This window comes from Streptomyces antibioticus (assembly GCF_002019855.1).
In the GTDB taxonomy this organism is placed as follows: Bacteria; Actinomycetota; Actinomycetes; order Streptomycetales; family Streptomycetaceae; genus Streptomyces; species Streptomyces antibioticus_B.
Genome location: NZ_CM007717.1, coordinates 3,029,308 through 3,053,255 on the forward strand (window position 1 = coordinate 3,029,308; position 23,948 = coordinate 3,053,255).

Genomic DNA, 23,948 nt, shown 5'->3' on the forward strand with positions numbered 1-23,948 from the left:
TTGCGTCAGCGGCCGTTGAAGGCGTCCTTCAGCCGGGAGAACAGACCCTGCTGCCCGGGCTGGAACTGGCCCAGGGGCCGTTCCTCGCCGCGCAGCTTGGCCAGCTCCCGCAGCAGGCGCTCCTGCTCGGGGTCGAGCTTGGTCGGCGTCTGCACCTCGACGTGGACGATGAGATCGCCGCGGCCGCCGCCGCGCAGATGCGTGACGCCCCGGCCGTGCAGCGGGATCGACTGGCCGGACTGGGTGCCGGGCCGGATGTCGACCTCCTCCAGACCGTCGAGCGTCTCCAGCGGCACCTTGGTGCCGAGGGCCGCCGCCGTCATCGGGAGGGTGACCGTGCAGTGCAGGTCGTCGCCGCGGCGCTGGAACATCGCGTGCGGCAGTTCGTGGATCTCCACGTACAGGTCGCCGGCGGGGCCGCCGCCGGGGCCGACCTCGCCCTCGCCCGCGAGCTGGATCCGGGTGCCGTTGTCGACACCGGCCGGGATCTTCACCGTGAGCGTGCGGCGGGAGCGGACCCGGCCGTCGCCCGCGCACTCCGGGCACGGGGTGGGGACGACGGTGCCGAAGCCCTGGCACTGGGGGCAGGGCCGGGAGGTCATGACCTGGCCCAGGAAGGACCGGGTCACCTGGGACACCTCGCCGCGGCCGCGGCACATGTCGCAGGTCTGCGCCGTGGTGCCGGGGGCCGCGCCCTCGCCGCTGCACGTGGCGCAGACGATCGCGGTGTCGACCTGGATGTCCTTGGTGGTGCCGAAGGCGGCCTCCTCGAGGTCCACCTCCAGCCGGATCATCGCGTCCTGGCCGCGCCGGGTCCGTGACCGCGGGCCGCGCTGGGAGGCCGTTCCGAAGAAGGCGTCCATGATGTCCGAGAAGTTGCCGAAGCCACCCGCGCCGAAGCCGCCCGCACCGCCGCCGCCCGCCTGCGAGAGGGGGTCGCCGCCGAGGTCGTAGACCTGCTTCTTCTGCGGGTCCGAGAGCACCTCGTAGGCGGCGTTGATCTCCTTGAACCGCTCCTGGGTCTTCGGATCCGGGTTGACGTCCGGGTGCAGCTCGCGGGCGAGCCGGCGGAATGCCTTCTTGATCTCATCCTGCGACGCGTCACGGCGCACGCCGAGAACGGCGTAGTAGTCCGTGGCCACTCAGGACTCCGCCAGGATCTGTCCGACGTACCGTGCCACCGCTCGTACCGCTCCCATCGTTCCCGGGTAATCCATGCGGGTCGGTCCGACCACGCCGAGTTTGGCGACTGCCTCAATGCCCGAACCGTAGCCGACCGAGACCACCGAAGTGGAGTTGAGTCCCTCGTAGGCGTTCTCGTGACCGATGCGTACGGTCATGCCCGAATCTCCCGCCTCGCCCAGGAGTTTGAGGAGAACGACATGCTCCTCAAGGGCTTCCAGGACGGGCCGGATGGTGAGAGGGAAGTCATGTCCGAAGCGGGTGAGATTGGCGGTGCCGCCGATCATCAGCCGCTCCTCGTTCTCCTCGACGAGCGTCTCCAGCAGGGTGGAGAGCACGGTCGAGACGGTGCCGCGGTCGTCGGCCTCGAAGGCCTCCGGCAGGTCCTCGACCAGCCGCGGCACATCGGTGAACCGGCGGCCCGCGACCCGGCTGTTCAGCCGCGCCCGCAGATCCGCGAGCGACGCCTCCCCGAAGGGCGCCGGGCAGTCCACCATCCGCTGCTCGACCCGGCCGGTGTCCGTGATCAGCACCAGCATCAGCCGGGCGGGCGCGAGCGACAGCAGCTCGACGTGGCGGACGGTGGAGCGGGTCAGCGAGGGGTACTGCACGACGGCGACCTGCCGGGTGAGCTGGGCGAGCAGCCGTACCGTGCGCGCCACGACGTCGTCGAGGTCGACGGCGCCGTCGAGGAAGCTCTGGATGGCGCGCCGCTCGGGCGCGGTCATCGGTTTGACGCCGGCCAGTTTGTCGACGAACAGCCGGTAGCCCTTGTCGGTGGGGATGCGCCCCGCGCTGGTGTGCGGCTGGGCGATGTACCCCTCCTCCTCCAGGGCCGCCATGTCGTTGCGGACGGTGGCCGGGGAGACGCCGAGGTTGTGGCGCTCGGTGAGCGCCTTGGAGCCCACGGGTTCCTCGGTGCCCACGTAGTCCTGGACGATGGCGCGCAGCACCTGAAGCCTTCGCTCGCTCAGCATCGCGCCCACCTCCAGACGTCGTGCACCGGTCCCCCGGGCTCCTCGCCTGGCACTCTTCCCGTTCGAGTGCCAGCGTTCCCCCGCCAGTGTACGGCGGTGGGGTACACCCGGGGCAAGGTCGACGGCGGCCGGCGGCCATACCGTTAGCGTCGCGGTATGACGGTGACTTGGGAAGAGCTGGGGTGGGAGCGGGTCGCTGCGGGGGTCGGGCGGTGCCGGCTGCCGGGCTGGGACTGCACGGCGGGGCTGGTCGTCGGGGCGGGCTCGGCCCTGCTCGTGGACGCCGGGGCGAGTGTGGCGGAGGGGGCGCGGCTGCGGGCCGAGGCGGAGGAGCTGGCCGGCGGGCGTGTGACCCATCTCGCGCTCACCCACCCGCACTTCGACCATGTGTTCGGCGCCGCGGCGTTCGCGGGCGCGGAGATCTTCGGGGCGGTGGGTCTGGAGACGGTACGGGCGGAGGAGCTGCGGGCGGACGCGGTGCGTCACGGGCTCGACGAGGCCGCGGCGACGGAGGCCGCGGACGTCCTGGTGCGGCCCCATCACGCCGTCTGCGGTGAGCGGACCCTCGATCTGGGCGGCGCCCGGCAGGTGCTGCTGGCGAACGTCGGCCCCGCCCACACCGCCCACGACCTGGTGGTCCTGGTCCCCGGCGCGTCCGGTACGCCCGAGGTGGTGTTCTGCGGCGACCTGGTCGAGGAGTCCGGTGAACCGCAGGCGGGGCCGGACGCGGCGCCCTCGCACTGGCCGGCCGCGCTGGACCGGCTGCTCGACCTCGGCGGCGAGGACGCGCTGTACGTGCCCGGTCACGGGGCGGTGGTGGACGCGGCGTTCGTGCGGGCGCAGCGCGAGGCGCTGGCGGCGCGTTTCGGCGTGTCGCGCTGATCCGGGACCGATCGGGCCGGCGCTTCTCCTATCGTCATCCGAATGCGCCAGTACTCCGCCGATCTGACCCCTCCCTGGAAGAAGCCCAAGCCCGTCCCCGAGGTCCCGGCGGAGCCCGGCCTGGTGGTGGAGGAGCCCGGGACCGGTTTCTGCGGCGCGGTGATCCGCTGCGAGGCGGGCACGGTGACCCTGGAGGACCGCTTCGGCAAGCACCGGGTGTTCCCGCTGGAGCCGCGCGGCTTCCTGCTGGAGGGCCGGGTCGTCACCCTCGTACGGCCCGCCGCCCCGGCTCCGGTACGGCCCTCCCGGACCGCCTCCGGTTCGGTCGCCGTCCCCGGCGCCCGGGCGCGGGTCGCGCGCGCCGGGCGCATCTACGTGGAGGGCCGGCACGACGCCGAGCTGGTGGAGAAGGTGTGGGGCGACGACCTGCGGATCGAGGGCGTCGTCGTGGAGTACCTGGAGGGCGTGGACGGCCTCCCGGCGGTCGTCGCCGACTTCGCCCCGGGCCCTGACGCCCGGCTGGGCGTGCTGGTGGACCATCTGGTGCCGGGCTCCAAGGAGTGGCGGATCGCCCGGTCGGTGACCGGCGAGCACGCGCTCGTGGTGGGGCATCCGTACATCGACGTCTGGGAGGCGGTGAAGCCGTCGGCACTGGGCATCGACGCCTGGCCGCGGGTCCCGCACGGGCAGGACTGGAAGACGGGCGTGTGCCGGGCGCTGGGCTGGCCGGCGGAGAACACGGGGGCGGTGTGGCAGGCGATCCTGGCCCGGGTGACGTCCTACCGGGACCTGGAGCCGGAGCTGCTGGGGAGGGTGGAGGAGCTGATCGATTTCGTCACGGGTAGCGGTGGGGCCTGACGTTCTCGTACGCGGCGAATTCGCTGGTGTCGAGGTCGAGGTCGAGGTCGAGGGGTTCCATTGGCGTGAGGTCACCGAACTTGGTGATGCGCTGTCGGCGGTAGTCCGCGTCCTCTCCGTGTCCCACGGGCTCGGTGAGCAGCACGCATTGGGCCATGACGGGGTCGATGATGAAGTACGCGGGGATCTTTGCCGCCGCATAGATCGAACGCTTGACCATGTAGTCCCGGTCCATGCTCGTCTTGGAGACAACTTCCACGAGCAAGGTGATGACCTCGGACGGCATCAGCCTTCCGTGCCCGGGACCGGCCCCTCGCTCAAGCACGACAAGGTCAGGCTGCGGCTGACTGGTCTCCTCGAGAATGGCGATGTCCTGGGTCTGGAGCCGACGCCAGCGCTGCCGGGGGATCTGGTCCTGGACCGCTTCCACGATGTCGTTGTGGGCCACGTCCGGCCCCGCCGTCATCACAATGACCCCCCGGAGGAGCTCGACCTTGAAGCCCTCGGGAACGTCGAGGTTCTCGAAGACCTTCACGATGCCGGTGGTCCTCGGTCGGTCGTCCACAGCGGTCATCTCCGCAGCCCTCCGGTTTCCACCACCGTTCACATACGGCGGCAGCCTACGAACCAGGTGAGGGACCGAACCCCCGTTCCGCAGGCATTCACCCGCCGGAGTGATCAGTCCACCAGGTCCCTGACGACCGCGTCCGCCAGCAGCCGCCCCCGCACGGTGAGGACCGCGCGGCCGTCGTCGTACGGGGCCCGGTCCAGCAGTCCCTCGGACAGGGCCCGCCGGGACGCCTCCAGGCCCGCCGGGCGCAGCAGGGACAGCGGGACGCCCTCCCGCAGCCGCAGCTCCAGCAGGATCCGCTCGACGCGCCGGTCCTCGTCCGACAGCAGCTCGCGCCCCGCGCCGGGCGAGCGGCCCGCGGCGAGGGCCGCCGCGTAGGCGCCCGGGTGCTTGACGTTCCACCAGCGCACCCCGCCGACGTGGGAGTGCGCGCCCGGTCCCGCGCCCCACCAGTCGGCGCCACGCCAGTACAGCTCGTTGTGCAGGCAGCGGGCCGCGGGCGAGGTGGCCCAGTTGGAGACCTCGTACCAGTCGTAGCCCGCCGCCGACATCACCTCGTCCGCGATCAGATAGCGGTCGGCGTGGACGTCGTCGTCGGTCATGGGGACCTCGCCGCGCCGGATGCGGCGGGCGAGCTGGGTGCCCTCCTCCACGATCAGGGCGTACGCGCTGATGTGATCGGGGCCCGCGCCGAGCGCCGCGTCGAGCGAGGCCCGCCAGTCGTCGTCGGACTCGCCCGGGGTGCCGTAGATCAGGTCGAGGTTGACGTGCTCGAAGCCGGCCGCGCGGGCCTCGGCCACGCACCGCTCGGGGCGGCCCGGGGTGTGGGTGCGGTCGAGGACCTTCAGGACGTGCTGCCGGGCGCTCTGCATGCCGAAGGAGATCCGGTTGAAGCCGCCCGCCCGCAGGGCCGCCAGATACGCCGGGTCGACCGACTCGGGGTTCGCCTCCGTCGTCACCTCGGCGTCCGCCGCGAGCCCGAACTCGTCCCGGATCGCGCCCAGCATCCGCACCAGGTCGGAGGCGCCCAGCAGGGTCGGCGTACCGCCGCCGACGAAGACCGTGCGGACCTCGCGGGGGTCGTCGCCGAGGACCTTGCGGGCGAGGCGGATCTCGTCGGTGAGGGTGTCGGCGTAGTTGTCGCGGGAGGCGAGGACACCGCCGGTGCCGCGCAGCTCGGTGGCGGTGTAGGTGTTGAAGTCGCAGTACCCGCAGCGGGTCGCGCAGTAGGGAACGTGCAGGTAGAACCCGAGAGGGCGGTCGGCGGCGCCGGTGAGCGCGGACGCCGGGAGCGTGCCGTCGTCGGGGACCGGCTCGCCGTCGGGGAGTGCGGAAGGCATGGGGTCCATTGTCCAGGACCGGCGGGATTACTCCGCCTGGAGGACCAGCAGGGCCAGATCGTCCTGCGGCGGCCGCTCCCCGAAGTCGTGCACCAGACGGCGGATCCGCTCGGCGATCAGGTCCGCGTCGAGCCCCGTGCACCCGGCAAGCGCGGCGGCGAGGCCGTCGCCGTCGTCGAACTGGCGGGAGCCCGAGCGGCGCTCGGTCACCCCGTCGGTGACGCACAGCAGGCTGTCGCCGGAACGCAGCTCCACGCAGTCGCAGCCGTACGTGATCTCCTCGACGACCCCGAGGAGGGTCTGCGGGCGGGCGACCGTGGCGACGGAGCCGTCGGGGCGCAGGAGCAGCGGCAGCGGGTGTCCGGCGGAGGCGAGGGTGCAGCGCACCCCGCCCTCGAAGGGGGCCAGTTCGCCGTAGAGGAGCGACAGGAAGCGGGTCTGGGGGCCGTCGGCGGGTCCGGGGCCGACGAAGGCGCGGGCGGCCGCGTCGGCGGCCTCGGTCGCGTCGTCCAGGAGGAGCTGGTTGAGGCGGTCCAGGACGTCGGCGACGCCGTAGCCCTCGCGGGCCAGCAGCCGCAGCCAGGGGCGGGCCAGGCCGATCACCACGGCCGCCTCCGGGCCCTTGCCCTGGACGTCGCCGATGGCGAAGCACCAGCGTCCGTCGCCGGCCGGGAACAGGTCGTAGAAGTCGCCGCTGGGCCCGCCCTGCTCGCGGGGTTCATGGACCAGGGCGCTGCGCACGCCGGGGATCTCGGCGACCGCGCCGGGCAGCAGGCCGCGCTGGAGGACGGCGCTGATGGTGGCCTGGCGGGCGTACTGGCGGGCCGCGCCGATGGCGAGCGCGACCCGGCGGCCGAGGTCCTCGACCAGCCCGGTGACCTCGTCGGGGAAGCCGTCCGGGGCGGTCCTGCCGATGACCAGGGTGCCCAGCGGGCGGCCGCCGGCGATCAGCCGGTAGGCGAGGGCCGTGCCGTGCGGGCCGAGCGCGGCGGCGGGCCAGGCGAAGGGGGTCGGTCCGGAGCCGAGGGTTTCGGGCGGGCGGAGCGGGTCCTTCTCCAGGGCGCGGCGGAGTTCCTCGACGCGGTGCTCGCTGCCGTGCCAGACCCGGGCCAGCCGGGGTCCGGGTCCGCCGGACCACTCGCCGCCCGGGCCGCCGCTCAGCTCGTCCTCCAGCCAGACCGCGCACCAGTCGGCGAGCCGGGGCACGAGGAGCTGGCTGGTGAGGGCGGCGACCAGGTCCTCGTCGAGCTGCCCGGCAAGCAGGTCGGACGCCTCGGCGAGGAAGGACAGGGCGCCGCGGTTGAGCCAGTCGCGGCCGTCGGGCCCGGCGGGCTGCGGATCGGGGGCGAGGGCCTCGAGCAGCCCGAAGGCGCCGGTATCGGCGCCCTCGACGTCCTCGTACGGCTCGGTGGGCACCAGCCGCGCCCAGACCGTCTTGCTCCCCCTGCGGTACGTCACGCCCCAGGCGTCGGCCAGCGCCGCGACCAGCCGCAGGCCCCGGCCGAACTCCGGGATCTCGTACGCCGCCCCGGGACCGCCGTCGTGGGGGCCGCTGTCGCGGGGCGGGCGGGAGGGGTGCCGGTCGGACACCTCGACCACCACGGCACACCCGTCGGGCTCCTCGTCCAGCCGGCACAGCAGCGTGATGTCGGTGCCGGCGTGCACGACGGCGTTGGTGACCAGTTCGGAGACGACGAGTATCGCGTCCTCGGCGAGGCGCTCGACGGGCCGTCCGGCGCCGGTCAGGCCGAGACCGGCCCAGTCGGCGAGGGTGCCGCGGACCAGGTCCCGGGCGGCGCCGGGCGCGAGCGGGCCGCCGTTCAGGGTGACCTCGGCGTACGGCGACGGCATGGCCCGGAAGGCGTGGGCCGGCGCGTCCCCGGCACGGGAGAACTCCCGCTGGGTCGGAATGGCCCCCATGCACAGCTCCCGGCACGGTCGGAGGACAACGCCTCGGTCAGTGCCGCCAGAGTGACAGACGGGCCCCACCCATAAGCAAGGGGTTACCGAAGAGGGGCGCCATGAGTGAGGACAGTGCCCCGACCCTGACCGGAACCGACCGCTCTCCCACCGACTTCCGCCCGTCCGGACTATGCCAAACGCCCATGTGTGGCGGGACACGACCGACGCACGGCGGCTCCGGAAGGGGCGAGTGCCCTTCCGGAGCCGTCCGTCCTACGCCTTGGGGGGCGTTCTGGGGTGAGGCGTCACGCCTCGCGGGTGCCCGCGTACATCTCGTCGATCAGGTGCTTGTACTCGCGCTCCACGACCGGCCGCTTGAGCTTCAGGCTCGGAGTGATCTCGCCGTGCTCCACGTCGAGGTCGCGGGGCAGGAGCCGGAACTTCTTGATGGTCTGCCACTTCTGGAGACCCTCGTTGAGCTGCTGCACATACCCCTCGACGAGCGCGATCGTGGCCGGGGCCGCGACGACCTCGGCGTAGGACTTGCCCGCCAGGCCGTTGTCCTTGGCCCAGTCCAGCAGGGACACCTCGTCCAGCGCGATGAGCGCGGTGCAGAAGTTCCGGTCGGCGCCGTGCACCAGGATGTTGGAGACGTACGGGCACACCGCCTTGAACTGGCCCTCGACCTCGGCGGGCGCGATGTACTTGCCGCCGGACGTCTTGATGAGGTCCTTCTTGCGGTCAGTGATCCGCAGATAGCCGTCGGGCGACAGCTCGCCGATGTCACCGGTGTGGAACCAGCCGTCGGCCTCCAGCACCTCGGCGGTCTTGTCGGGCAGCCCGTGGTAGCCCTCCATGATGCCGGGGCCGCGCAGCAGGATCTCGCCGTCGTCCGCGATGCGCACCTCGGTGCCGGGCAGCGGCTTGCCGACCGTGCCGGTGCGGTACGCCTCGCCGGGGTTCACGAAGGAGGCCGCGGAGGACTCGGTGAGGCCGTAGCCCTCCAGGATGTGGATGCCGGCGCCGGCGAAGAAGTAGCCGATCTCGGGCGCGAGGGCGGCGGAACCGGAGATGCAGGCGCGCAGGTTGCCGCCGAACGCCTCGCGGATCTTCGCGTAGACGAGCTTGTCGGCGACCTTGTGCTTCGCGGTCAGCCCGACCGGCGCCGTGCGGTTGCCGGTGCGCTTGAAGTTGTCCTGGGTGACCTTGGCGTACTCGCGGGAGACCTCCGCCGCCCACTGGAAGATCTTGTACTTGGCGCCGCCGCCGGCCCGGGCCTTGGCCGCGACCCCGTTGTAGACCTTCTCGAAGATGCGCGGCACGGCCGCCATGTAGGTCGGCTGGACCACCGGAAGATTCTCGATGATCTTGTCGACCCGGCCGTCGACGGCGGTGACGTGCCCGACCTCGATCTGGCCGGAGGTGAGCACCTTGCCGAAGACGTGCGCGAGCGGCAGCCACAGGTACTGGACGTCGTCCGCGCCGACGAGCCCGGTCGCGGCGATCGCCTTCGCCATGTACGACCAGTTGTCGTGCGGCAGCCGTACGCCCTTGGGGCGGCCGGTGGTGCCCGAGGTGTAGATGAGGGTGGCGAGCTGGTCCTTGGTGATCGCGCCGACCCGCTCCTTGATGAGCTGGGCGTCCCGCTCCAGCCGGGCGGCGCCGCGCTTCTCCAGCTCGTCGAGGGTGAGGACGAAGTCGTCGCTCTCCACCCCGGCCGGGTCGATCACCACGACATGGGTGAGGGCGGGCAGCTCGGCGCGCTTCTCGACGGCCTTGGCGAGCTGTGCGGCGTCCTCCGCGATCAGCACCCGGCTCTCGGAGTCGGAGAGGATGTACGCCGACTCCTCGGCGTTGGTCTGCGGGTACACCGTGGTGGTGGCCGCGCCGGCGCACATGATGCCGAGGTCGGCGAGGATCCACTCGATGCGGGTGGAGGCGGCCAGCGCCACCCGCTGTTCGGGCTGGACACCCAGTTCGATGAGGCCGGCCGCGATCGCGAAGACCCGTTCGGCGGCCTGCCCCCAGCTCAGGGACGCCCAGGCGTCGGGGCCCTGGCCGGACGGGTCGGGGACCGGATACCGGTACGCCTCCGCGTCGGGCGTGACCGACACGCGCTCCAGGAAGAGCCCCGCGACGGACGGCGGACGGTTCTCGATCAGTGTCTGTGTGTCGCTCACGACATCCTCCGGGGCCCGCGACGGTGCGGCTGGCTCAATGCGGCTGTTTTCACTCACAACTACTACGTCACTCGTGGCCGTTGTTTAACTCACGAGTAACTACCGAGCAGGGATCAGAGTAGAGGGCGACCGCCCGCGGCGTAAGGGGCCACGGAGGGTTACTTTCCCCTCAGTACACGGCAGGGCCCGCCGCGACACGACGCGACGGGCCCTGAACGGCGGTGTCCGCGGGGCTACTTCTTGCCCTTGCCGGAGCCCGCGCTGTCGTCGCTGCTCAGCACGGCGATGAAGGCTTCCTGCGGAACCTCCACGGATCCCACCATCTTCATCCGCTTCTTGCCTTCCTTCTGCTTCTCCAGCAGCTTCCGCTTCCGGGAGATGTCACCGCCGTAGCACTTGGCGAGGACGTCCTTGCGGATGGCGCGGATGGTCTCGCGGGCGATCACCCGGGAGCCGATGGCGGCCTGGATGGGCACCTCGAACGCCTGCCGCGGGATCAGCTCGCGCAGCTTGGCGACGAGCCGCACCCCGTACGCGTACGCGGCGTCCTTGTGGGTGATCGCCGAGAAGGCGTCCACCTTGTCGCCGTGCAGCAGGATGTCGACCTTGACCAGGCTGGAGGTCTGCTCGCCGGTGGGCTCGTAGTCCAGCGACGCGTACCCGCGGGTCTTGGACTTGAGCTGGTCGAAGAAGTCGAAGACGATCTCCGCGAGCGGCAGGGTGTAGCGGATCTCGACCCGGTCCTCGGAGAGGTAGTCCATGCCGAGCAGGGTGCCGCGCCGGGTCTGGCACAGCTCCATGATCGAGCCGATGAACTCGGTCGGCGCCAGGATGGTCGCCCGCACCACCGGCTCGTAGACCTCGTTGATCTTGCCTTCGGGGAACTCGCTCGGGTTGGTGACGACATGCTCGGTGCCGTCCTCCATCACCACGCGGTAGACCACGTTCGGCGCGGTGGCGATCAGGTCGAGGCCGAACTCGCGCTCCAGCCGCTCCCGGATCACGTCGAGGTGCAGCAGGCCGAGGAAGCCGACGCGGAAGCCGAAGCCGAGGGCCGCGGACGTCTCCGGCTCGTAGACCAGCGCGGCGTCGTTGAGCTGGAGCTTGTCGAGGGCCTCGCGCAGCTCGGGGTAGTCGGAGCCGTCCAGCGGATACAGGCCGGAGAAGACCATCGGCTTGGGGTCCTTGTACCCGCCGAGGGCCTCGGTGGCGCCCTTGGCCTGGCTGGTGACGGTGTCACCGACCTTGGACTGGCGGACGTCCTTCACACCGGTGATCAGATAGCCCACCTCGCCGACGCCGAGGCCGTCCGCGGCCAGCATCTCGGGCGAGTTGGTGCCGATCTCCAGCAGCTCGTGGGTGGCGTTCGTCGACATCATCCGGATCCGCTCACGCTTGTTGAGCTGGCCGTCGATGACACGGACGTACGTGACCACACCCCGGTAGGAGTCGTAGACCGAGTCGAAGATCATCGCGCGGGCGGGGGCGTCCTTGACGCCGACCGGCGCCGGGATGTCCCGGACGGCCCGGTCCAGCAGCGCGTCCACGCCGACCCCGGTCTTCGCGGAGACCCGCAGCACGTCGTCGGGGTCGCAGCCGACCAGGTTGGCCAGCTCCTCCGCGAACTTCTCGGGCTGCGCGGCCGGCAGGTCGATCTTGTTCAGTACGGGGATGATCGTGAGGTCGTTCTCCATCGCCAGGTAGAGGTTGGCGAGGGTCTGCGCCTCGATGCCCTGGGCGGCGTCGACGAGGAGGATGGTCCCCTCACAGGCCGCGAGCGACCGCGAGACCTCGTAGGTGAAGTCGACGTGCCCCGGCGTGTCGATCATGTTGAGGATGTGCGTGTTGCCGGGGTCCTGGGTGGGAGCCCACGGCAGTCGCACCGCCTGGGACTTGATCGTGATGCCGCGCTCACGCTCGATGTCCATGCGGTCGAGGTACTGAGCACGCATCTGCCGCTGCTCGACCACGCCGGTGAGCTGGAGCATCCGGTCGGCGAGCGTGGACTTGCCGTGGTCGATGTGCGCGATGATGCAGAAATTGCGGATCAGAGCCGGGTCGGTACGGCTCGGTTCGGGCACATTCTTAGGGGTCGCGGGCACGCAGGGTCCTGTCTCTTGAGGCGCCTTATGCCTCGGGTCGGATCGATACGTAGGTTCCATGGTCCCACGGGCGGCGACCGGGGACCGGTTTGGGCCATCCTCCGGGCCGCTGGTAACGTGGAGGGCTGTGTCTCATGCCCTCTCAGCGCGAGACACGCTTCAGAAATCACCTGGCGCGGGTCCCGAGCGGTCCCGTGCCTGAACCTGCAAAGGCTCATTCGTGGCGAACATCAAGTCCCAGATCAAGCGGATCAAGACCAACGAGAAGGCTCGGCTGCGCAACAAGGCCGTCAAGTCCTCCCTGAAGACCGCGATCCGCAAGGCCCGCGAGGCCGCTGCCGCGGGTGACGTCGAGAAGGCCACCGAGCTGCAGCGCGTCGCCGCGCGTCAGCTCGACAAGGCCGTCTCGAAGGGCGTCATCCACAAGAACCAGGCCGCCAACAAGAAGTCGGCGCTGGCTTCCAAGGTCGCGACCCTCAAGGGCTGAACCTCTTACCTGATCTGACCGCCGGAAGGACCCAGAGCGGGCCCTCTCTCATCCGCTCCCGACCGGCACCCGAGGATCCGCGCGCGGCCTGCGTTCGCCACGCGGGCGCGGATCCGACATCGTGAACCGAAGGCCCCGGCCGTCCCACACCCCGTCTCGGGGCGAGTGACGACCGGGGCCTTCGGCATGGGCCTCACGACCAGAACGCGTCGGCCCGGTCCATGTCCTCGACGCACTCGTCCAGGTCACTGATCTTGTCGCCGACGATCCGGAACACGATGCCTCCGTTCTCGTCGATGTGCCGGTCACCCCGGTCGGCGGTGAAACGGTGCACGGTCATCGCGTGCCCCCGCCCGTCGACGAAGACATGGAGCAGCTCCACCCGGAACGACCCGCCCGTCTCCGCGGCGAGCCGGCCGTAGTAGTCGCCGAGGACCGCGTCGATCCCCTTGTAGTCGCCCGACAGCGGGTGAGAGCCGGGAACGTGGTGCGTACAGTCCCCGGTCATCAGCGAGCGCAGGGTGTCCATGTCCCCGCGCTGGAACGCCTCGTAGCCCTTGCGCACGAGAGCCGCGTGCGGGTGTTCAGCCATGGCGATCGCCACCTTTCCCCATACGGGGGTGGATGAGGCTGACACCCACGATTGTCCTCTTCGCGGGGCCTATCGGCCCCTGGAGCGGGCCGCCCTCGCGACCGCCACGACCGCCTTCTCCAGGGCGTACTCCGGGTCGTCCCCGCCGCCCTTGACGCCCGCGTCCGCCTCGGCGACGGCCCGCAGCGCGTAGGCCACGCCGTCGGGGGTCCAGCCCCGCATCTGCTGTCTGACCCGGTCGATCTTCCACGGCGGCATGCCCAGCTCGCGGGCGAGATCGGCGGGCCGGCCGCCGCGCGCGGAGGACAGCTTGCCGATCGCCCGGACGCCCTGCGCGAGCGCGCTGGTGATCAGCACGGGCGCGACCCCGGTGGCCAGCGACCAGCGCAACGCCTCCAGCGCCTCCGCCGCCCGCCCCTCCACGGCCCGGTCGGCGACGGTGAAGCTCGACGCCTCGGCCCGGCCCGTGTAGTACCGGCCCACCACCGCCTCGTCGATCGTCCCCTCGACGTCGGCGACCAACTGCGTCACCGCCGAGGCCAGCTCCCGCAGATCGCTGCCGATCGCGTCCACCAGGGCCTGGCACGCCTCCGGTGTGGCGGACCGCCCGGTGGCCCGGAACTCCTGCCGCACGAACGCCAGCCGGTCCGCCGGCTTGGTCATCTTCGGGCAGGCCAGCTCCCGCGCCCCCGCCTTGCGCGCGGCGTCCAGCAGCGCCTTCCCCTTGGCCCCGCCGGCGTGCAGCAGCACCAGCGTGATCTCCTCGGCGGGCGCCCCCAGGTACGCCTTCACGTCCTTGATCGTGTCGGCCGACAGATCCTGCGCGTTCCGTACGACGACGACCTTGCGCTCGGCGAAGAGCGAGGGGCTGGTCAGCTCGGCGAGCGTGCCGGGCTGCAACTGGTCCGGGGTCAGATCACGCACGTCCGTGTCGGCGTCGGCGGCCCGGGCGGCGGCCACCACCTCCTGCACAACGCGGTCGAGCAGCAGCTCCTCCTGCCCCACGGCGAGCGTCAGAGGGGCGAGGGGGTCTTCGGTCGCACTCTTCCTGGCCATCCCCGAAAGCATCCCACGCCCCACTGACAGCCGGGTCCCCTGTCAGCCACGGTCAGCGCCCGGGGCTACGGCTCCTCCCGCCAGCCGTCCCACTCCGCCGCGAACTCGTCCAGCGCCGCCGCGTCGAGCCGGTTCTCCTCGTCCGCCAGCACGATCAGCCACTGGGCGTCCTCCGCGTCGTCCTCGCCGGCCAGGGCGTCGCGGACGATCCTCGGCTCCTCCGCCACCCCGAACCGCTCCCCGAGCGCCTCCGCCGCCTCCTGCGCGGCATCGCGGTCCGGCAGCACCAGCACATGTCTCACATCGCTCACGCGCCCCATTTTCCGGTACGCGCGCGAGGCCAACGCCGGGGCCCCACCTCCCGCCTCACACCGGCCGCCGCTCCCGCACCTCCGGCACCTCCCCCAGCTCGATCCCGAACCGCTCCCGGTACACCGCCAGCACCTCCTCGTCCGTCCCCAACTCCTTCTCCTCGCTGGTCCCTCCGACGCTCGTCACCTTGAGCCGCCGCCCGCTGAGCGTGACCCTCCCGCCGTCCTCCGTGACCCGCGAGCAGACCAGGGACTTCGTGAAGTGCGACCCCGGCGCGGTGCGATGCCACCAGGCACCGGAGACGAAGTCGCGCAGTGTCCGGGGCCGCACCTCAAGGCGGTACTCGCGCGAGCCGTTGCGCACGACGTCCAGGTCGGCCGCCTCCGACCGCCGCGCCGCCCGACCGCCGCCGCCCTTCACCCCGGCCTGGTCGGGACCGGCCTCGACGATCCGGAACACGCCCCCAGGATCGTCCTGCTCGCCCCGGTCCTCGAAACGGAGCGGATAGTGGCTGTGCGCCCCGAACCCGACGTCCGCCAGCCAGTCCCCGGCGTCCACCGTCCGCACCCGCAGCGCGAGATGGTCGAACGGGATGCCCAGCACCCCCCGGTCCCCGTACACCCGCGCCGCGAGCACCGTCACATCGAAACCCAGCGCCGTCAGCAGCGCCCCGAACGCCCCGTTCAGCTCGTAACAGAACCCTCCCCGGTGCCCGTCGACGATCTTCTCCACCAGCCGCCCCGGCTCCAGCTCGATCTCCTCTCCCAGATGCACCGACAGATTCTCGAAGGGCACGGCCCGCAGATGCCGCAGATGCAGCTCCCGCAGGACGTCGACGGTGGGCCACGCGGGCTGCTCGGCCCCGAGGCGGCGCAGATAGGCGTCGACCAGACGGGCGTCGAGCCGAAGGGAATCGACCTGTACGGAATCCATGCCCTCAGTCTCGCGCCACGCGCAGCGCACCGCCCGCACCCACGACCGCGAGCGCCCCGTCCCGGTCCGTCCGCAGCACCCTCGCACCGCCCGCGCGCAACGCCGCGACCGTGCTCGGAGCGGGGTGACCGTACGAGTTGTCCGCGCCGCAGGAGATCAGCGCCACCCGGGGCGCCACCGCGCGTATCAGGTCCGGATCCTGGTACGCCGACCCGTGATGGGCGACCTTCAGCACGTCCACCCCTCTCCACCGCCCCGCCCCCGGCGAGCGCGCCAGCGCCCGCTGGGCCGGGGGTTCCAGATCCCCGAGCAGCAGCATCCGCAGCCCGCCCGACCGCACCCCGAGCGCCACGCTCGCGTCGTTGGGTCCCTCGGGCTCCGGCGTCGGCCGGGGCGGCGGCCACAGCACCTCCCAGTCGAGGGGACCGGCCCGGCGCCGCTCCCCCGCCACCGCCCGCACCACCGGCACCTTCCGCGCCGCCGCCTCCCGCCGCACGAACTCCACCTGCCCCGCCGGCTCCTCGAACCCGGTGGTCTCGATCGCCCCCACCTCCCGCCCGCGCAGCACCCCGGGCAGCCCGGCGACATGGTCGGCGTGGAAGTGGGTGAGGACGACCAGCGGCACCCTGGTGATGCCGAGCGTGCGCAGGCAGCGGTCGGCCAGCGCCGGGTCCGGCCCGGCGTCCACCACGACCCCGGTGCCCCCGCCCGCCGCGAGAACCGTCGCGTCGCCCTGACCCACGTCGCACATCGCCAGACGCCAGCCCGGTGGCGGCCAGCCCGTGAGCACCCGGGTCAGCCGGGGCGGCTGCACCACCGCCAGCACGAGCAGCACCCCGCAGACCGCGCACAGCCAGGGCCGGCCCAGCAGCCGCCGCACGACGAGCAGCACCGCCGCCGTGGCGAGCGCGAGCAGCAGCGCGCCGGTCCAGCCGCCCGGCCAGTCCACGCCTCCGCCCGGCAGCGCCGCCCCGGCCCGGGCGATGCCCGCGATCCAGCCTGCCGGCCAACTCGCGCACCAGGACAGCGCCTTGGCGACCGGCATCGCCATGGGCGCGGTCACCAGCGCGGCGAAGCCCAGCACCGTGGCCGGCGCCACCGCGAACTCCACCAGGAGGTTGCACGGCACCGCCACCAGGCTCACCCGCGCCGACAGCACCGCCACCACCGGCGCGCACAGCGCCTGCGCCGCGCCCGCCGCCGCCAGCGCCTCCGCGAGCCTCGGCGGCACCCCGCGCCGACGCAGCCCGGCGCTCCAGCGCGGCGCCACCGTCAGCAGCGCCCCGGTGGCCAGCACCGACAGCAGGAACCCGTAACTCCGGGCCAGCCAGGGGTCGTAGAGCACCAGGAGCAGCACCGCCGTCGCCAGCGCCGGCAGCAGCGATCTGCGGCGGCCGGTGGCGAGGGCGAGCAGCACGACGGCTCCGCAGGCCGCCGCCCGCAGCACGCTCGGGTCGGGCCGGCACACGACGACGAACCCGAGGGTGAGGCCACCGCCGAGCAGCGCGGTCCCTCGCAGCGAGATGCCCAGGCGCGGCGCCGGCCCCCGCCGCTCGACCCGCTGGGCCAGTCCCGGCGGGCCGAGGAGCAGCGCGAGGATGATCGTCAGATTGCTGCCCGACACGGCCAGCGTGTGGGCGAGGTCCGTCTCCTTGAACGCCTCGTCCAGCTCCGGCGTGACCCGCCCGGTGTCCCCGACGACCAGCCCGGGCAGCAGCGCCCTGGCGTCCGCCGGAAGCCCGTCGGTGGCCTCCCGCAGCCCCGCCCGCAGCCGCCCGGCCACCCGCTGGGCGGCGGACGGTTCCGCCACGACCGAGGGCGGCCCGCCGTCCCGCACCCGCAGCACCCCGGCGATGCGGTCCCCGCCGACGGTGGCGGGAGCCAGCCGCCCGGTGACCCGCACCCGGGTGGACGGCAGCAGCCCGAGCCACGGCGACCCGTCCTGCGCCCGCGCGTCCTCCTCGGCGTCCACGATCATCAGCACCGGGGTCCGCGTCGCCACGGACGTGCCGTCCCGCCCGTCGACGCGCCGGACCATCCCGGGGACCAGCACCGCCGCGGACGTGACGCGGTCCCCTCTGACCCTGGGGCGGCTCAGCCGCGGATCGGACCCGATCTCGACCTCGGCCGTGACGATCGCGTACTCCCGCACCAGCCCCGGCACCGGCCCCCGCCGCACATCAGCACCGTGCAGCCCCGCGGAGACGGCGGCCGCGCCGACGCAGAGGAGGGTGGCGGCGAGGGTGGCCCCGGCCCAGTGGCGACGGGCCGGCAGCACCCCTGCGCGGGCCGACAGCACCCCCGCCGCGATCAGACACACCAGCGCGATGCCGACCGCCACCGCCACGGACGCGTCCAGCGCGAGCGCCGCCGTCGCCCAGGCCGCGAGCGCGGGCGGGACCAGGCGCAGATCCGCCGGACCCTCCTGCCGGGGATGCGCGTCGCCCAGCCGTTTCCCGGACACCGCGTGCACGGCCCGCCGGGCCCTGGACCCGGGCGGCCCCGCACGCACCCTCCCGACGCTCACCTCGCCCCTCATGGCCGGACGAGGTTCCGCAGATCGGCGAAGCGCCGGGCACCGATGCCCTTGACCTCGCGCAGTTCGTCCACCGACCGGAAACCGCCGTTCCGTGTGCGGTGGTCGATGATGTGCTGGGCCAGGACGGGGCCCACGCCCGGCAGCGTGTCGAGCTGCTCCACGGTGGCGGTGTTGAGCGAGACCACGGCCGGGACACCGGGCGGGGCGTTCGCCGGAGCACCGGCCGGGGCACCCCCGGCGCCCGGAGCGGGCGGCGCCGACCCACCGACCACCACCTGTTCGCCGTCCACGAGGACCCGCGCCTGGTTGAGGCCCTCGGTGTTCGTCCCCGGCCGCACCCCGCCGGCCGCGCTCAGGGCGTCGGCCACCCGGGAACCGGCCGGCAGCCGATGGATCCCGGGCTCGCGGACCTTCCCGCTGACGTCCACCACGATCTCGGCCGCGGGAGTGGCGGCGGGAGCGGACCCGGCGCCCGGGGAATCCGGATCGGCCGCCGCCCCCTCACGCTCCCCCTCCCCGTACGGCGCCGCCCGCACCACCTCCGGTGCCGACACGGGCTCGGCCCGGCCGGACCGGAAGTGCTGCACGGCGAAGCCCGCGGCGACGACCAGCACCACCGTGAGCGCCAGCACGCTCCGCCGCTCCACACCGCACCGCGCCTGCACCCACACCGGCAGCCGCTCCCGCAACGCCGCCCCGAACCGCTCCCGCAGACCGCCCCCGGCGACCCGCGCCGGTGCCTCGGTCAGCCCGGCACCGCCAACGCCCCCGACCGTCGGCCCCGTCACCGACTCCCGTCGGTCCACGGCCCGTTCGTCGAAGAGTGCCGCCGCCCGCCGCCGCAGCTCCTCCGCCGAGGCCCGCCGGTGTCCGGCATGGCCGGGTCCAAGTCCAGGTCCAGATCCACGTCCAAGTCCAGGGCCGGGACCGGGTCCAGGGCCGGACGGGCGGCGGAGGCTCAGGCGGCGCGCAGAAGTACGGGGCCGCCCGTCGGAGCCGGCCCCACGGCCGGGTCCGCTGGTCGGGTACGAGGTGCGAGTACGTGATCGAAGTGCCATGCCCCGAGGATCGGACACTTCGCCAGATCGCGATGATCTTGCTCAATTCCCGTGGATTACCGCCCGGTTGTGGACAACCGCGCCACCCCCACGGGTGAAGGGGCGCCCCTGCGACCCCGCGCGCCCCCGCGCCCCCCCGACCTCACCGGGGCGAGACCACGGCCCCCAGCAACCCCGGCCCCGTGTGCGCCCCGATCACCGCGCCGACCTCGCTCACATGCAGGTCCGCGAGGCCGGGCACCCTCGTCCGCAACCGGTCCGCGAGCGCGGACGCCCGCTCCGGGGCCGCCAGATGGTGCACGGCGATGTCGACGGAGGCGCTCCCCGCCCGGTCGGCCACCAGCTCCTCCAGGCGTGCGATCGCCCTCGACGCCGTCCGGACCTTCTCCAGCAGCTCGATCCGGCCGCCGTCGAGCTGGAGCAGCGGCTTCACCGCGAGCGCGGAGCCCAACAGGGCCTGGGCGGCGCCGATCCGGCCGCCGCGGCGCAGATAGTCGAGGGTGTCGACGTAGAAGTAGGCGGAGGTGCCGGCGGCCCGTTTCTCCGCGGCGGTGACCGCCTCGTCGACCGTTCCGCCCGACTCCGCCACCTCGGCCGCGGCGAGCGCGCAGAAGCCGAGGGCCATCGCGACCATGCCGGTGTCCACCACCCGCACCGGCACCGGTGCCTCCCGGGCCGCGACCACGGCCGCGTCGTACGTGCCGGACAGTTCGGCGGAGAGATGGAGGGAGACGATGCCGGTCGCGCCGGACTCGGCGACCCTGCGGTAGGTCTCCGCGAAGCGCTGCGGGCTCGGGCGCGAGGTGGTGACGGGGCGTCGCTTCTGGAGCGCCTGGGCGAGGGAGCGGGTCGAGATCTCGGTGCCCTCTTCGAGGGCCTGGTCGCCGAGGACGACGGTCAGGGGCACCGCGGTGATGCCGTGACGCTCCATCGTCCGCTGCGGCAGGTAGGCCGTGGAATCCGTGACGATCGCGACATGGCGGGACATGAGCTGGAGGTTACCTGGCGTAGCTCCGGGACCGCAGCCCGGCCCCTCTCATCCGGGAGGCCCTTGACCGGATCATGGCCCCGCCTCAGGTGGTGCTCTCGGGGCGCGGCTTCTTCTGCCAGGGGTAGGTGGGGCGCGGTCCCGGCGGGGTGATGGCGGGCCGGGTCGGCTCCCCGGCGGTGCGCGCACCGGGCGTCTCGGGCCAGGTCTGGCGCGGGTCCGCGGCGTCGGCCGAGGCGGGCGGGGCCTCCGGCCACGGAGGCGTGGCAGTGGTGGACGTCGGCGTGCCCGGTGTCGAGGGGGTGGCCGTGCGCGGCGGCTCGGTGGTGGTCCAGTGCCGCAGGGCGCCGGCCTCGACGTCGATCTGGGCGCTGAGGGCGTCCAGGTCGTCCTCCGCGAAGCGGCGGGCGCGGTCGCGGGCGGCCCAGCGCAGCGCGTCGGCGGACTCGGTGATCCGGTCGGTGCGCTCCCGCAGGGACGGCATCCGCCCGGCGAGCGTCGCACGGTCGGGCTCGGACTCCAGGCGTCTGAGTTCGGCGTCCAGCTCCTGGCCGTGGGCGCTGAGGCGCTCGAAGAGGCCGAGGGACTCCTTGAGCGACTCGTCCTCGGCGACGCCCGCGTGCAGGGCCTCCTGGGTGGCGCGCATCGAGGTGCGCAGCTTGAGGCGGAGCTGGGCGACCTCGCCGGCCGGTCCGGGCTGGGCGAAGGACTTGGCGCGCAGGGTGTGGTCCTCGACCGTGCGGCGGGCCTGGGTGAGGGTGCGGTCCACGCCGCGCTTGGCGGCGCCGACCACCTTCACCGTGGCGTAGGCGCCGAGCACCAGGAACAGTACGACGAGCAGGGCGAACACTGCGGCGACCGCTTCCACGGGCTCCTCCTCCGGCCTGCCGCGGCACACCTCGCGCCGCTCACCTCGCGCCGCGTGTCCGCGTCGCTCTTCCCACCGTAAACGCAGGGGGCAGGTCCGGAGTTCCACCAGAACCCCGAACCTGCCCTCAGCAGACCCCTAGGGGACGCCCGGCGCCGAGCGCCCCGGGAGGACGGACCTCACGCCGGCACGACGACTGACCTCACGCCGGCACGATGTTCACCAGCTTCGGCGCCCGCACGATCACCTTGCGGATCCCCGCGCCGCCCAGCGCCTTGACGACGTTCTCGTCGGCCAGCGCCACCTTCTCCAGCTCCTCGTCGGAGATGGCGGGCGACACCTCCAGGCGCGCCTTGACCTTGCCCTTGATCTGGACGACGCAGGTCACGCTCTCGTCCACGACGTACGCCGGGTCGGCGACCGGCAGGTCCTGGTGGACGACCGAGTCGGTGTGGCCCAGCTTGCGCCACAGCTCCTCGGCGATGTGCGGGGCCAGCGGCGCGACCAGCAGCACCAGGTCCTCGGCGACCGTGCGCGGCACCGGGGCGCCCGCCTTGGTCAGGTGGTTGTTCAGCTCGGTGATCTTGGCGATGGCGGTGTTGAAGCGCAGGCCCTCCAGGTCCTGGCGCACTCCGTCGATCGCCTTGTGCAGGGCGCGCAGCGTCGTCTCGTCGGGCTCGGTGTCGACGACGGTGACCTCGCCGGTGGCCTCGTCGACGACATTGCGCCACAGCCGCTGGAGCAGCCGGTACTGGCCGACGACCGCGCGCGTGTCCCAGGGGCGCGAGACGTCCAGCGGGCCCATCGCCATCTCGTACAGGCGCAGGGTGTCCGCGCCGTACTCGGCGCAGATCGCCTCCGGGGTCACGGCGTTCTTCAGGGACTTGCCCATCTTGCCCATCTCGCGCCTGACCGGCTCGCCCGCGTACCAGAAGCCGCCGTCGCGCTCCTCGATCTCGGCGGCCGGCGCCGGGAAGCCCCGGCTGTCGCGGTAGACGTAGGCCTGGATCATGCCCTGGTTGAACAGCTTGTGGAACGGCTCGGCCGACGAGACGTGGCCCAGGTCGAACAGCACCTTGGACCAGAAGCGCGCGTACAGCAGGTGCAGCACGGCGTGTTCGGCGCCGCCGACGTACAGGTCGACACCGCCGAGCGGCGCGTCCTCGCGCGGGCCCATCCAGTAGCGCTCGATCTCCGGGTCGACCAGGCGCTCGCTGTTGTGCGGGTCCAGGTAGCGCAGTTCGTACCAGCAGGAACCGGCCCAGTTGGGCATGGTGTTGGTCTCGCGCCGGTAGCGCTTGGGGCCGTCGCCCAGGTCCAGGGTGACGTGGACCCAGTCCTCGTTGCGCGAGAGCGGGGTCTCGGGGCGGGAGTCGGCGTCGTCCGGGTCGAAGGTGCGCGGCGAGTAGTCCTCGACCTCCGGCAGCTCCAGGGGCAGCATCGACGCGGGCAGCGCGTGGGCGACGCCGTCCTCGTCGTAGACGATCGGGAAGGGCTCGCCCCAGTAGCGCTGGCGGCTGAACAGCCAGTCGCGCAGCCGGAAGTTGACGGTGCCCTCGCCGATGCCCTTGCGCTCCAGCCACTCGGTGACACGGGCCTTGGCGTCGGCGACGGCCAGGCCGTCCAGGGAGATGTCGTCGTTGGAGGAGTTGATGATCTTCGCGTCGTAGGACCCGAAGGCGTTCTCCCAGGTGGAGGTGTCCGTGCCGCGGCCGTCGGTGGTCTCGACGATGCAGGTGATCGGCAGCTCGAAGGCGCGGGCGAACTCGAAGTCGCGCTGGTCGCCGGCCGGGACGGCCATGATGGCGCCGGTGCCGTAGCCCATCAGGACGTAGTCGGCGATGAAGACCGGGATCCGCTCGCCGTTGACCGGGTTGGTGGCGTGGGCGCCGATGAAGACACCGGTCTTGTCCTTGGCCTCGGCCTGCCGCTCGACGTCGGACTTGGACGCGGCCTGCGCGCGGTACGCGGCGACGGCCTCGGCCGGGCTCGCGTGCCCGCCCGTCCACGCGTCGCGGGTGCCCTCGGGCCAGGTGTCCGGGGTGAACTTGTCGACCAGCGGGTGCTCGGGGGCCAGCACCATGTAGGTCGCGCCGAACAGGGTGTCGGGGCGGGTGGTGAAGACGGTGATGTCCTCGCCGTCGATCGGGAAGCGCACCCGGGCGCCCTCGGAGCGGCCGATCCAGTTGCGCTGCTGGAGCTTGATGGCCTCGGGCCAGTCCAGCGCGTCCAGGTCGTCGAGCAGGCGGTCCGCGTAGGCGGTGATGCGCATGTTCCACTGGCGCAGCTTGGCCTTGAAGACGGGGAAGTTGCCGCGCTCGGAGCGGCCGTCGGCGGTGACCTCCTCGTTGGCCAGCACGGTGCCCAGGCCGGGGCACCAGTTGACCGGCGAGTCGGAGGCGTAGGCCAGGCGGTAGCCGCCCAGGACGTCGGCGCGCTCGGCGCCGCTCAGTTCGTTCCAGGGGCGGCCGCCGGGCACACCGCGCTCACCGGACTCGAACTGGGCGATCAGCTCGGAGATCGGGCGGGCCTTGTCCGCCTCGTCGTCGTACCAGGAGTCGAAGATCTGCAGGAAGATCCACTGGGTCCACTTGTAGTAGTCCGGGTCGATCGTGGCGAACGAGCGGCGCTTGTCGTGGCCCAGGCCCAGCCGGCGGAGCTGGGACTTCATGTTGGCGATGGCCGCTTCGGTGGTCACGCGCGGGTGCTCGCCGGTCTGTACGGCGTGCTGCTCGGCGGGCAGGCCGAAGGCGTCGAAGCCCAGGGTGTGCAGGACGTTGTGGCCGGTCATCCGCTGGTAGCGGGCGAAGACGTCGGTCGCGATGTAGCCCAGCGGGTGGCCGACGTGCAGGCCCGCACCGGAGGGGTACGGGAACATGTCCATGATGAACTTCTCGGGGCGGGCGACGACCGCGGGGTCGCCGGCCAGGTCACCCGTGGGATTGGGGGCGGCGTAGGTGCCCTCGGCGTCCCAGAAGTCCTGCCAGCGTGCCTCGATCTCGGCGGCCATGGCCGCCGTGTAGCGGTGCGGCGCGGCCACCTCGGCAGTGGCAGCGGGGTTCGTCTCGCTCATGTCCTCAAAGCTCCATCGATCGTCTCTGCCAGCGGCTGTGTCATCCGG

Annotated in this window: 19 protein-coding genes; 3 read left to right on the forward strand and 16 right to left on the reverse strand. The window is 72.6% G+C overall.

Going from position 1 to position 23,948, the window contains the following annotated elements:
• Positions 1-5: 5 nt before the first annotated feature.
• Together dnaJ and hrcA are read right to left on the reverse strand one after the other, a co-directional pair.
• Positions 6-1,142 (reverse strand): molecular chaperone DnaJ, encoded by a 1,137-nt coding sequence (gene dnaJ / locus AFM16_RS13475; RefSeq protein WP_030779289.1) that lies wholly within the window; start codon positions 1,140-1,142, stop codon positions 6-8.
• Positions 1,143-2,159 carry a heat-inducible transcriptional repressor HrcA gene (hrcA, locus tag AFM16_RS13480; RefSeq protein ID WP_078636934.1) on the reverse strand — a complete coding sequence of 339 codons (1,017 nt, stop codon included), beginning with the start codon at positions 2,157-2,159 and terminating at the stop codon, positions 1,143-1,145.
• A gap of 156 nt (positions 2,160-2,315) precedes the next feature.
• Here hrcA and AFM16_RS13485 point away from each other — a divergent pair, with 156 nt between their 5' ends.
• Complete coding sequence (locus tag AFM16_RS13485) at positions 2,316-3,041, forward strand: MBL fold metallo-hydrolase (RefSeq protein ID WP_078633454.1); 726 nt, start codon at positions 2,316-2,318, stop codon at positions 3,039-3,041.
• A 42-nt stretch (positions 3,042-3,083) separates the two neighbouring features.
• Positions 3,084-3,899, forward strand: a complete 816-nt coding sequence (locus tag AFM16_RS13490; protein WP_078633455.1) for a DUF3097 domain-containing protein — start codon at positions 3,084-3,086, stop codon at positions 3,897-3,899.
• On the opposite strand, the gene AFM16_RS13495 is transcribed toward AFM16_RS13490, so the two are convergent.
• From AFM16_RS13495 to lepA, 5 genes are all read right to left on the reverse strand, one after another.
• The gene (locus AFM16_RS13495) at positions 3,877-4,473 is read right to left on the reverse strand and encodes a Uma2 family endonuclease (RefSeq protein ID WP_078633456.1); all 597 of its coding nucleotides are present in this window, start codon (positions 4,471-4,473) and stop codon (positions 3,877-3,879) included. The two genes, AFM16_RS13490 and AFM16_RS13495, sit on opposite strands and share 23 nt — an antisense overlap.
• A 104-nt stretch (positions 4,474-4,577) precedes the next feature.
• On the reverse strand, positions 4,578-5,810 hold the full coding sequence (hemW, locus tag AFM16_RS13500) for a radical SAM family heme chaperone HemW (RefSeq protein ID WP_078636935.1): 1,233 nt from the start codon (positions 5,808-5,810) through the stop codon (positions 4,578-4,580).
• Between the two features lie 27 nt (positions 5,811-5,837).
• Complete coding sequence (locus AFM16_RS13505) at positions 5,838-7,730, reverse strand: SpoIIE family protein phosphatase (protein WP_078633457.1); 1,893 nt, start codon at positions 7,728-7,730, stop codon at positions 5,838-5,840.
• A 287-nt stretch (positions 7,731-8,017) separates the two neighbouring features.
• Positions 8,018-9,892, reverse strand: coding sequence for an AMP-dependent synthetase/ligase (locus AFM16_RS13510; protein WP_078633458.1), 1,875 nt, complete (start codon positions 9,890-9,892; stop codon positions 8,018-8,020).
• A gap of 233 nt (positions 9,893-10,125) precedes the next feature.
• Positions 10,126-11,994, reverse strand: coding sequence for a translation elongation factor 4 (gene lepA, locus AFM16_RS13515; protein ID WP_030779313.1), 1,869 nt, complete (start codon positions 11,992-11,994; stop codon positions 10,126-10,128).
• Between the two features lie 220 nt (positions 11,995-12,214).
• On the opposite strand from lepA, the gene rpsT reads away from it, so the two are divergent.
• On the forward strand, positions 12,215-12,481 hold the full coding sequence (rpsT, locus tag AFM16_RS13520) for a 30S ribosomal protein S20 (protein ID WP_030779316.1): 267 nt from the start codon (positions 12,215-12,217) through the stop codon (positions 12,479-12,481).
• A 193-nt stretch (positions 12,482-12,674) separates the two neighbouring features.
• On the opposite strand, the gene AFM16_RS13525 is transcribed toward rpsT, so the two are convergent.
• The 9 genes from AFM16_RS13525 to leuS form a co-directional block, all read right to left on the reverse strand.
• On the reverse strand, positions 12,675-13,073 hold the full coding sequence (locus AFM16_RS13525; protein WP_078636936.1) for a nuclear transport factor 2 family protein: 399 nt from the start codon (positions 13,071-13,073) through the stop codon (positions 12,675-12,677).
• Between the two features lie 69 nt (positions 13,074-13,142).
• Complete coding sequence (holA, locus tag AFM16_RS13530; protein ID WP_179123273.1) at positions 13,143-14,129, reverse strand: DNA polymerase III subunit delta; 987 nt, start codon at positions 14,127-14,129, stop codon at positions 13,143-13,145.
• 65 nt (positions 14,130-14,194) lie between these two features.
• Complete coding sequence (locus tag AFM16_RS13535) at positions 14,195-14,440, reverse strand: hypothetical protein (RefSeq protein WP_078633459.1); 246 nt, start codon at positions 14,438-14,440, stop codon at positions 14,195-14,197.
• 55 nt (positions 14,441-14,495) lie between these two features.
• Positions 14,496-15,374: an arylamine N-acetyltransferase family protein gene (locus AFM16_RS13540; protein ID WP_030779325.1), complete on the reverse strand. Its 879-nt coding sequence runs from the start codon at positions 15,372-15,374 to the stop codon at positions 14,496-14,498.
• A 4-nt stretch (positions 15,375-15,378) separates the two neighbouring features.
• On the reverse strand, positions 15,379-17,913 hold the full coding sequence (locus AFM16_RS13545; RefSeq protein WP_078633460.1) for a ComEC/Rec2 family competence protein: 2,535 nt from the start codon (positions 17,911-17,913) through the stop codon (positions 15,379-15,381).
• On the reverse strand, positions 17,910-18,971 hold the full coding sequence (locus AFM16_RS13550) for a ComEA family DNA-binding protein (RefSeq protein ID WP_107419080.1): 1,062 nt from the start codon (positions 18,969-18,971) through the stop codon (positions 17,910-17,912). The genes AFM16_RS13545 and AFM16_RS13550 overlap by 4 nt, the downstream gene beginning before the upstream one ends.
• Positions 18,972-19,113: 142 nt before the next feature.
• Entirely contained in the window at positions 19,114-19,959 is an 846-nt protein-coding gene (locus tag AFM16_RS13555; protein WP_078633462.1) for a DegV family protein, read from the reverse strand.
• Between the two features lie 85 nt (positions 19,960-20,044).
• The gene (locus AFM16_RS13560; RefSeq protein ID WP_078633463.1) at positions 20,045-20,827 is read right to left on the reverse strand and encodes a hypothetical protein; all 783 of its coding nucleotides are present in this window, start codon (positions 20,825-20,827) and stop codon (positions 20,045-20,047) included.
• 202 nt (positions 20,828-21,029) lie between these two features.
• Entirely contained in the window at positions 21,030-23,900 is a 2,871-nt protein-coding gene (gene leuS, locus AFM16_RS13565) for a leucine--tRNA ligase (protein WP_078633464.1), read from the reverse strand.
• Between the last annotated feature and the right edge of the window lie 48 nt (positions 23,901-23,948).

Bases quoted from the DNA above. Each gene is read 5' to 3' on its own strand.
- hrcA (WP_078636934.1), bottom strand. From the start codon at position 2,159: ATGCTGAGCGAGCGAAGGCTTCAGGTGCTGCGCGCCATCGTCCAGGAC.
- AFM16_RS13550 (WP_107419080.1), bottom strand. From the start codon at position 18,971: ATGGCACTTCGATCACGTACTCGCACCTCGTACCCGACCAGCGGACCC.
- AFM16_RS13485 (WP_078633454.1), top strand. From the start codon at position 2,316: ATGACGGTGACTTGGGAAGAGCTGGGGTGGGAGCGGGTCGCTGCGGGG.
- AFM16_RS13555 (WP_078633462.1), bottom strand. From the start codon at position 19,959: ATGTCCCGCCATGTCGCGATCGTCACGGATTCCACGGCCTACCTGCCG.
- AFM16_RS13545 (WP_078633460.1), bottom strand. From the start codon at position 17,913: ATGAGGGGCGAGGTGAGCGTCGGGAGGGTGCGTGCGGGGCCGCCCGGG.
- leuS (WP_078633464.1), bottom strand. From the start codon at position 23,900: ATGAGCGAGACGAACCCCGCTGCCACTGCCGAGGTGGCCGCGCCGCAC.
- hemW (WP_078636935.1), bottom strand. From the start codon at position 5,810: ATGCCTTCCGCACTCCCCGACGGCGAGCCGGTCCCCGACGACGGCACG.
- holA (WP_179123273.1), bottom strand. From the start codon at position 14,129: ATGGCCAGGAAGAGTGCGACCGAAGACCCCCTCGCCCCTCTGACGCTC.
- AFM16_RS13495 (WP_078633456.1), bottom strand. From the start codon at position 4,473: ATGACCGCTGTGGACGACCGACCGAGGACCACCGGCATCGTGAAGGTC.
- AFM16_RS13525 (WP_078636936.1), bottom strand. From the start codon at position 13,073: ATGGCTGAACACCCGCACGCGGCTCTCGTGCGCAAGGGCTACGAGGCG.
- AFM16_RS13505 (WP_078633457.1), bottom strand. From the start codon at position 7,730: ATGGGGGCCATTCCGACCCAGCGGGAGTTCTCCCGTGCCGGGGACGCG.
- AFM16_RS13540 (WP_030779325.1), bottom strand. From the start codon at position 15,374: ATGGATTCCGTACAGGTCGATTCCCTTCGGCTCGACGCCCGTCTGGTC.
- AFM16_RS13490 (WP_078633455.1), top strand. From the start codon at position 3,084: ATGCGCCAGTACTCCGCCGATCTGACCCCTCCCTGGAAGAAGCCCAAG.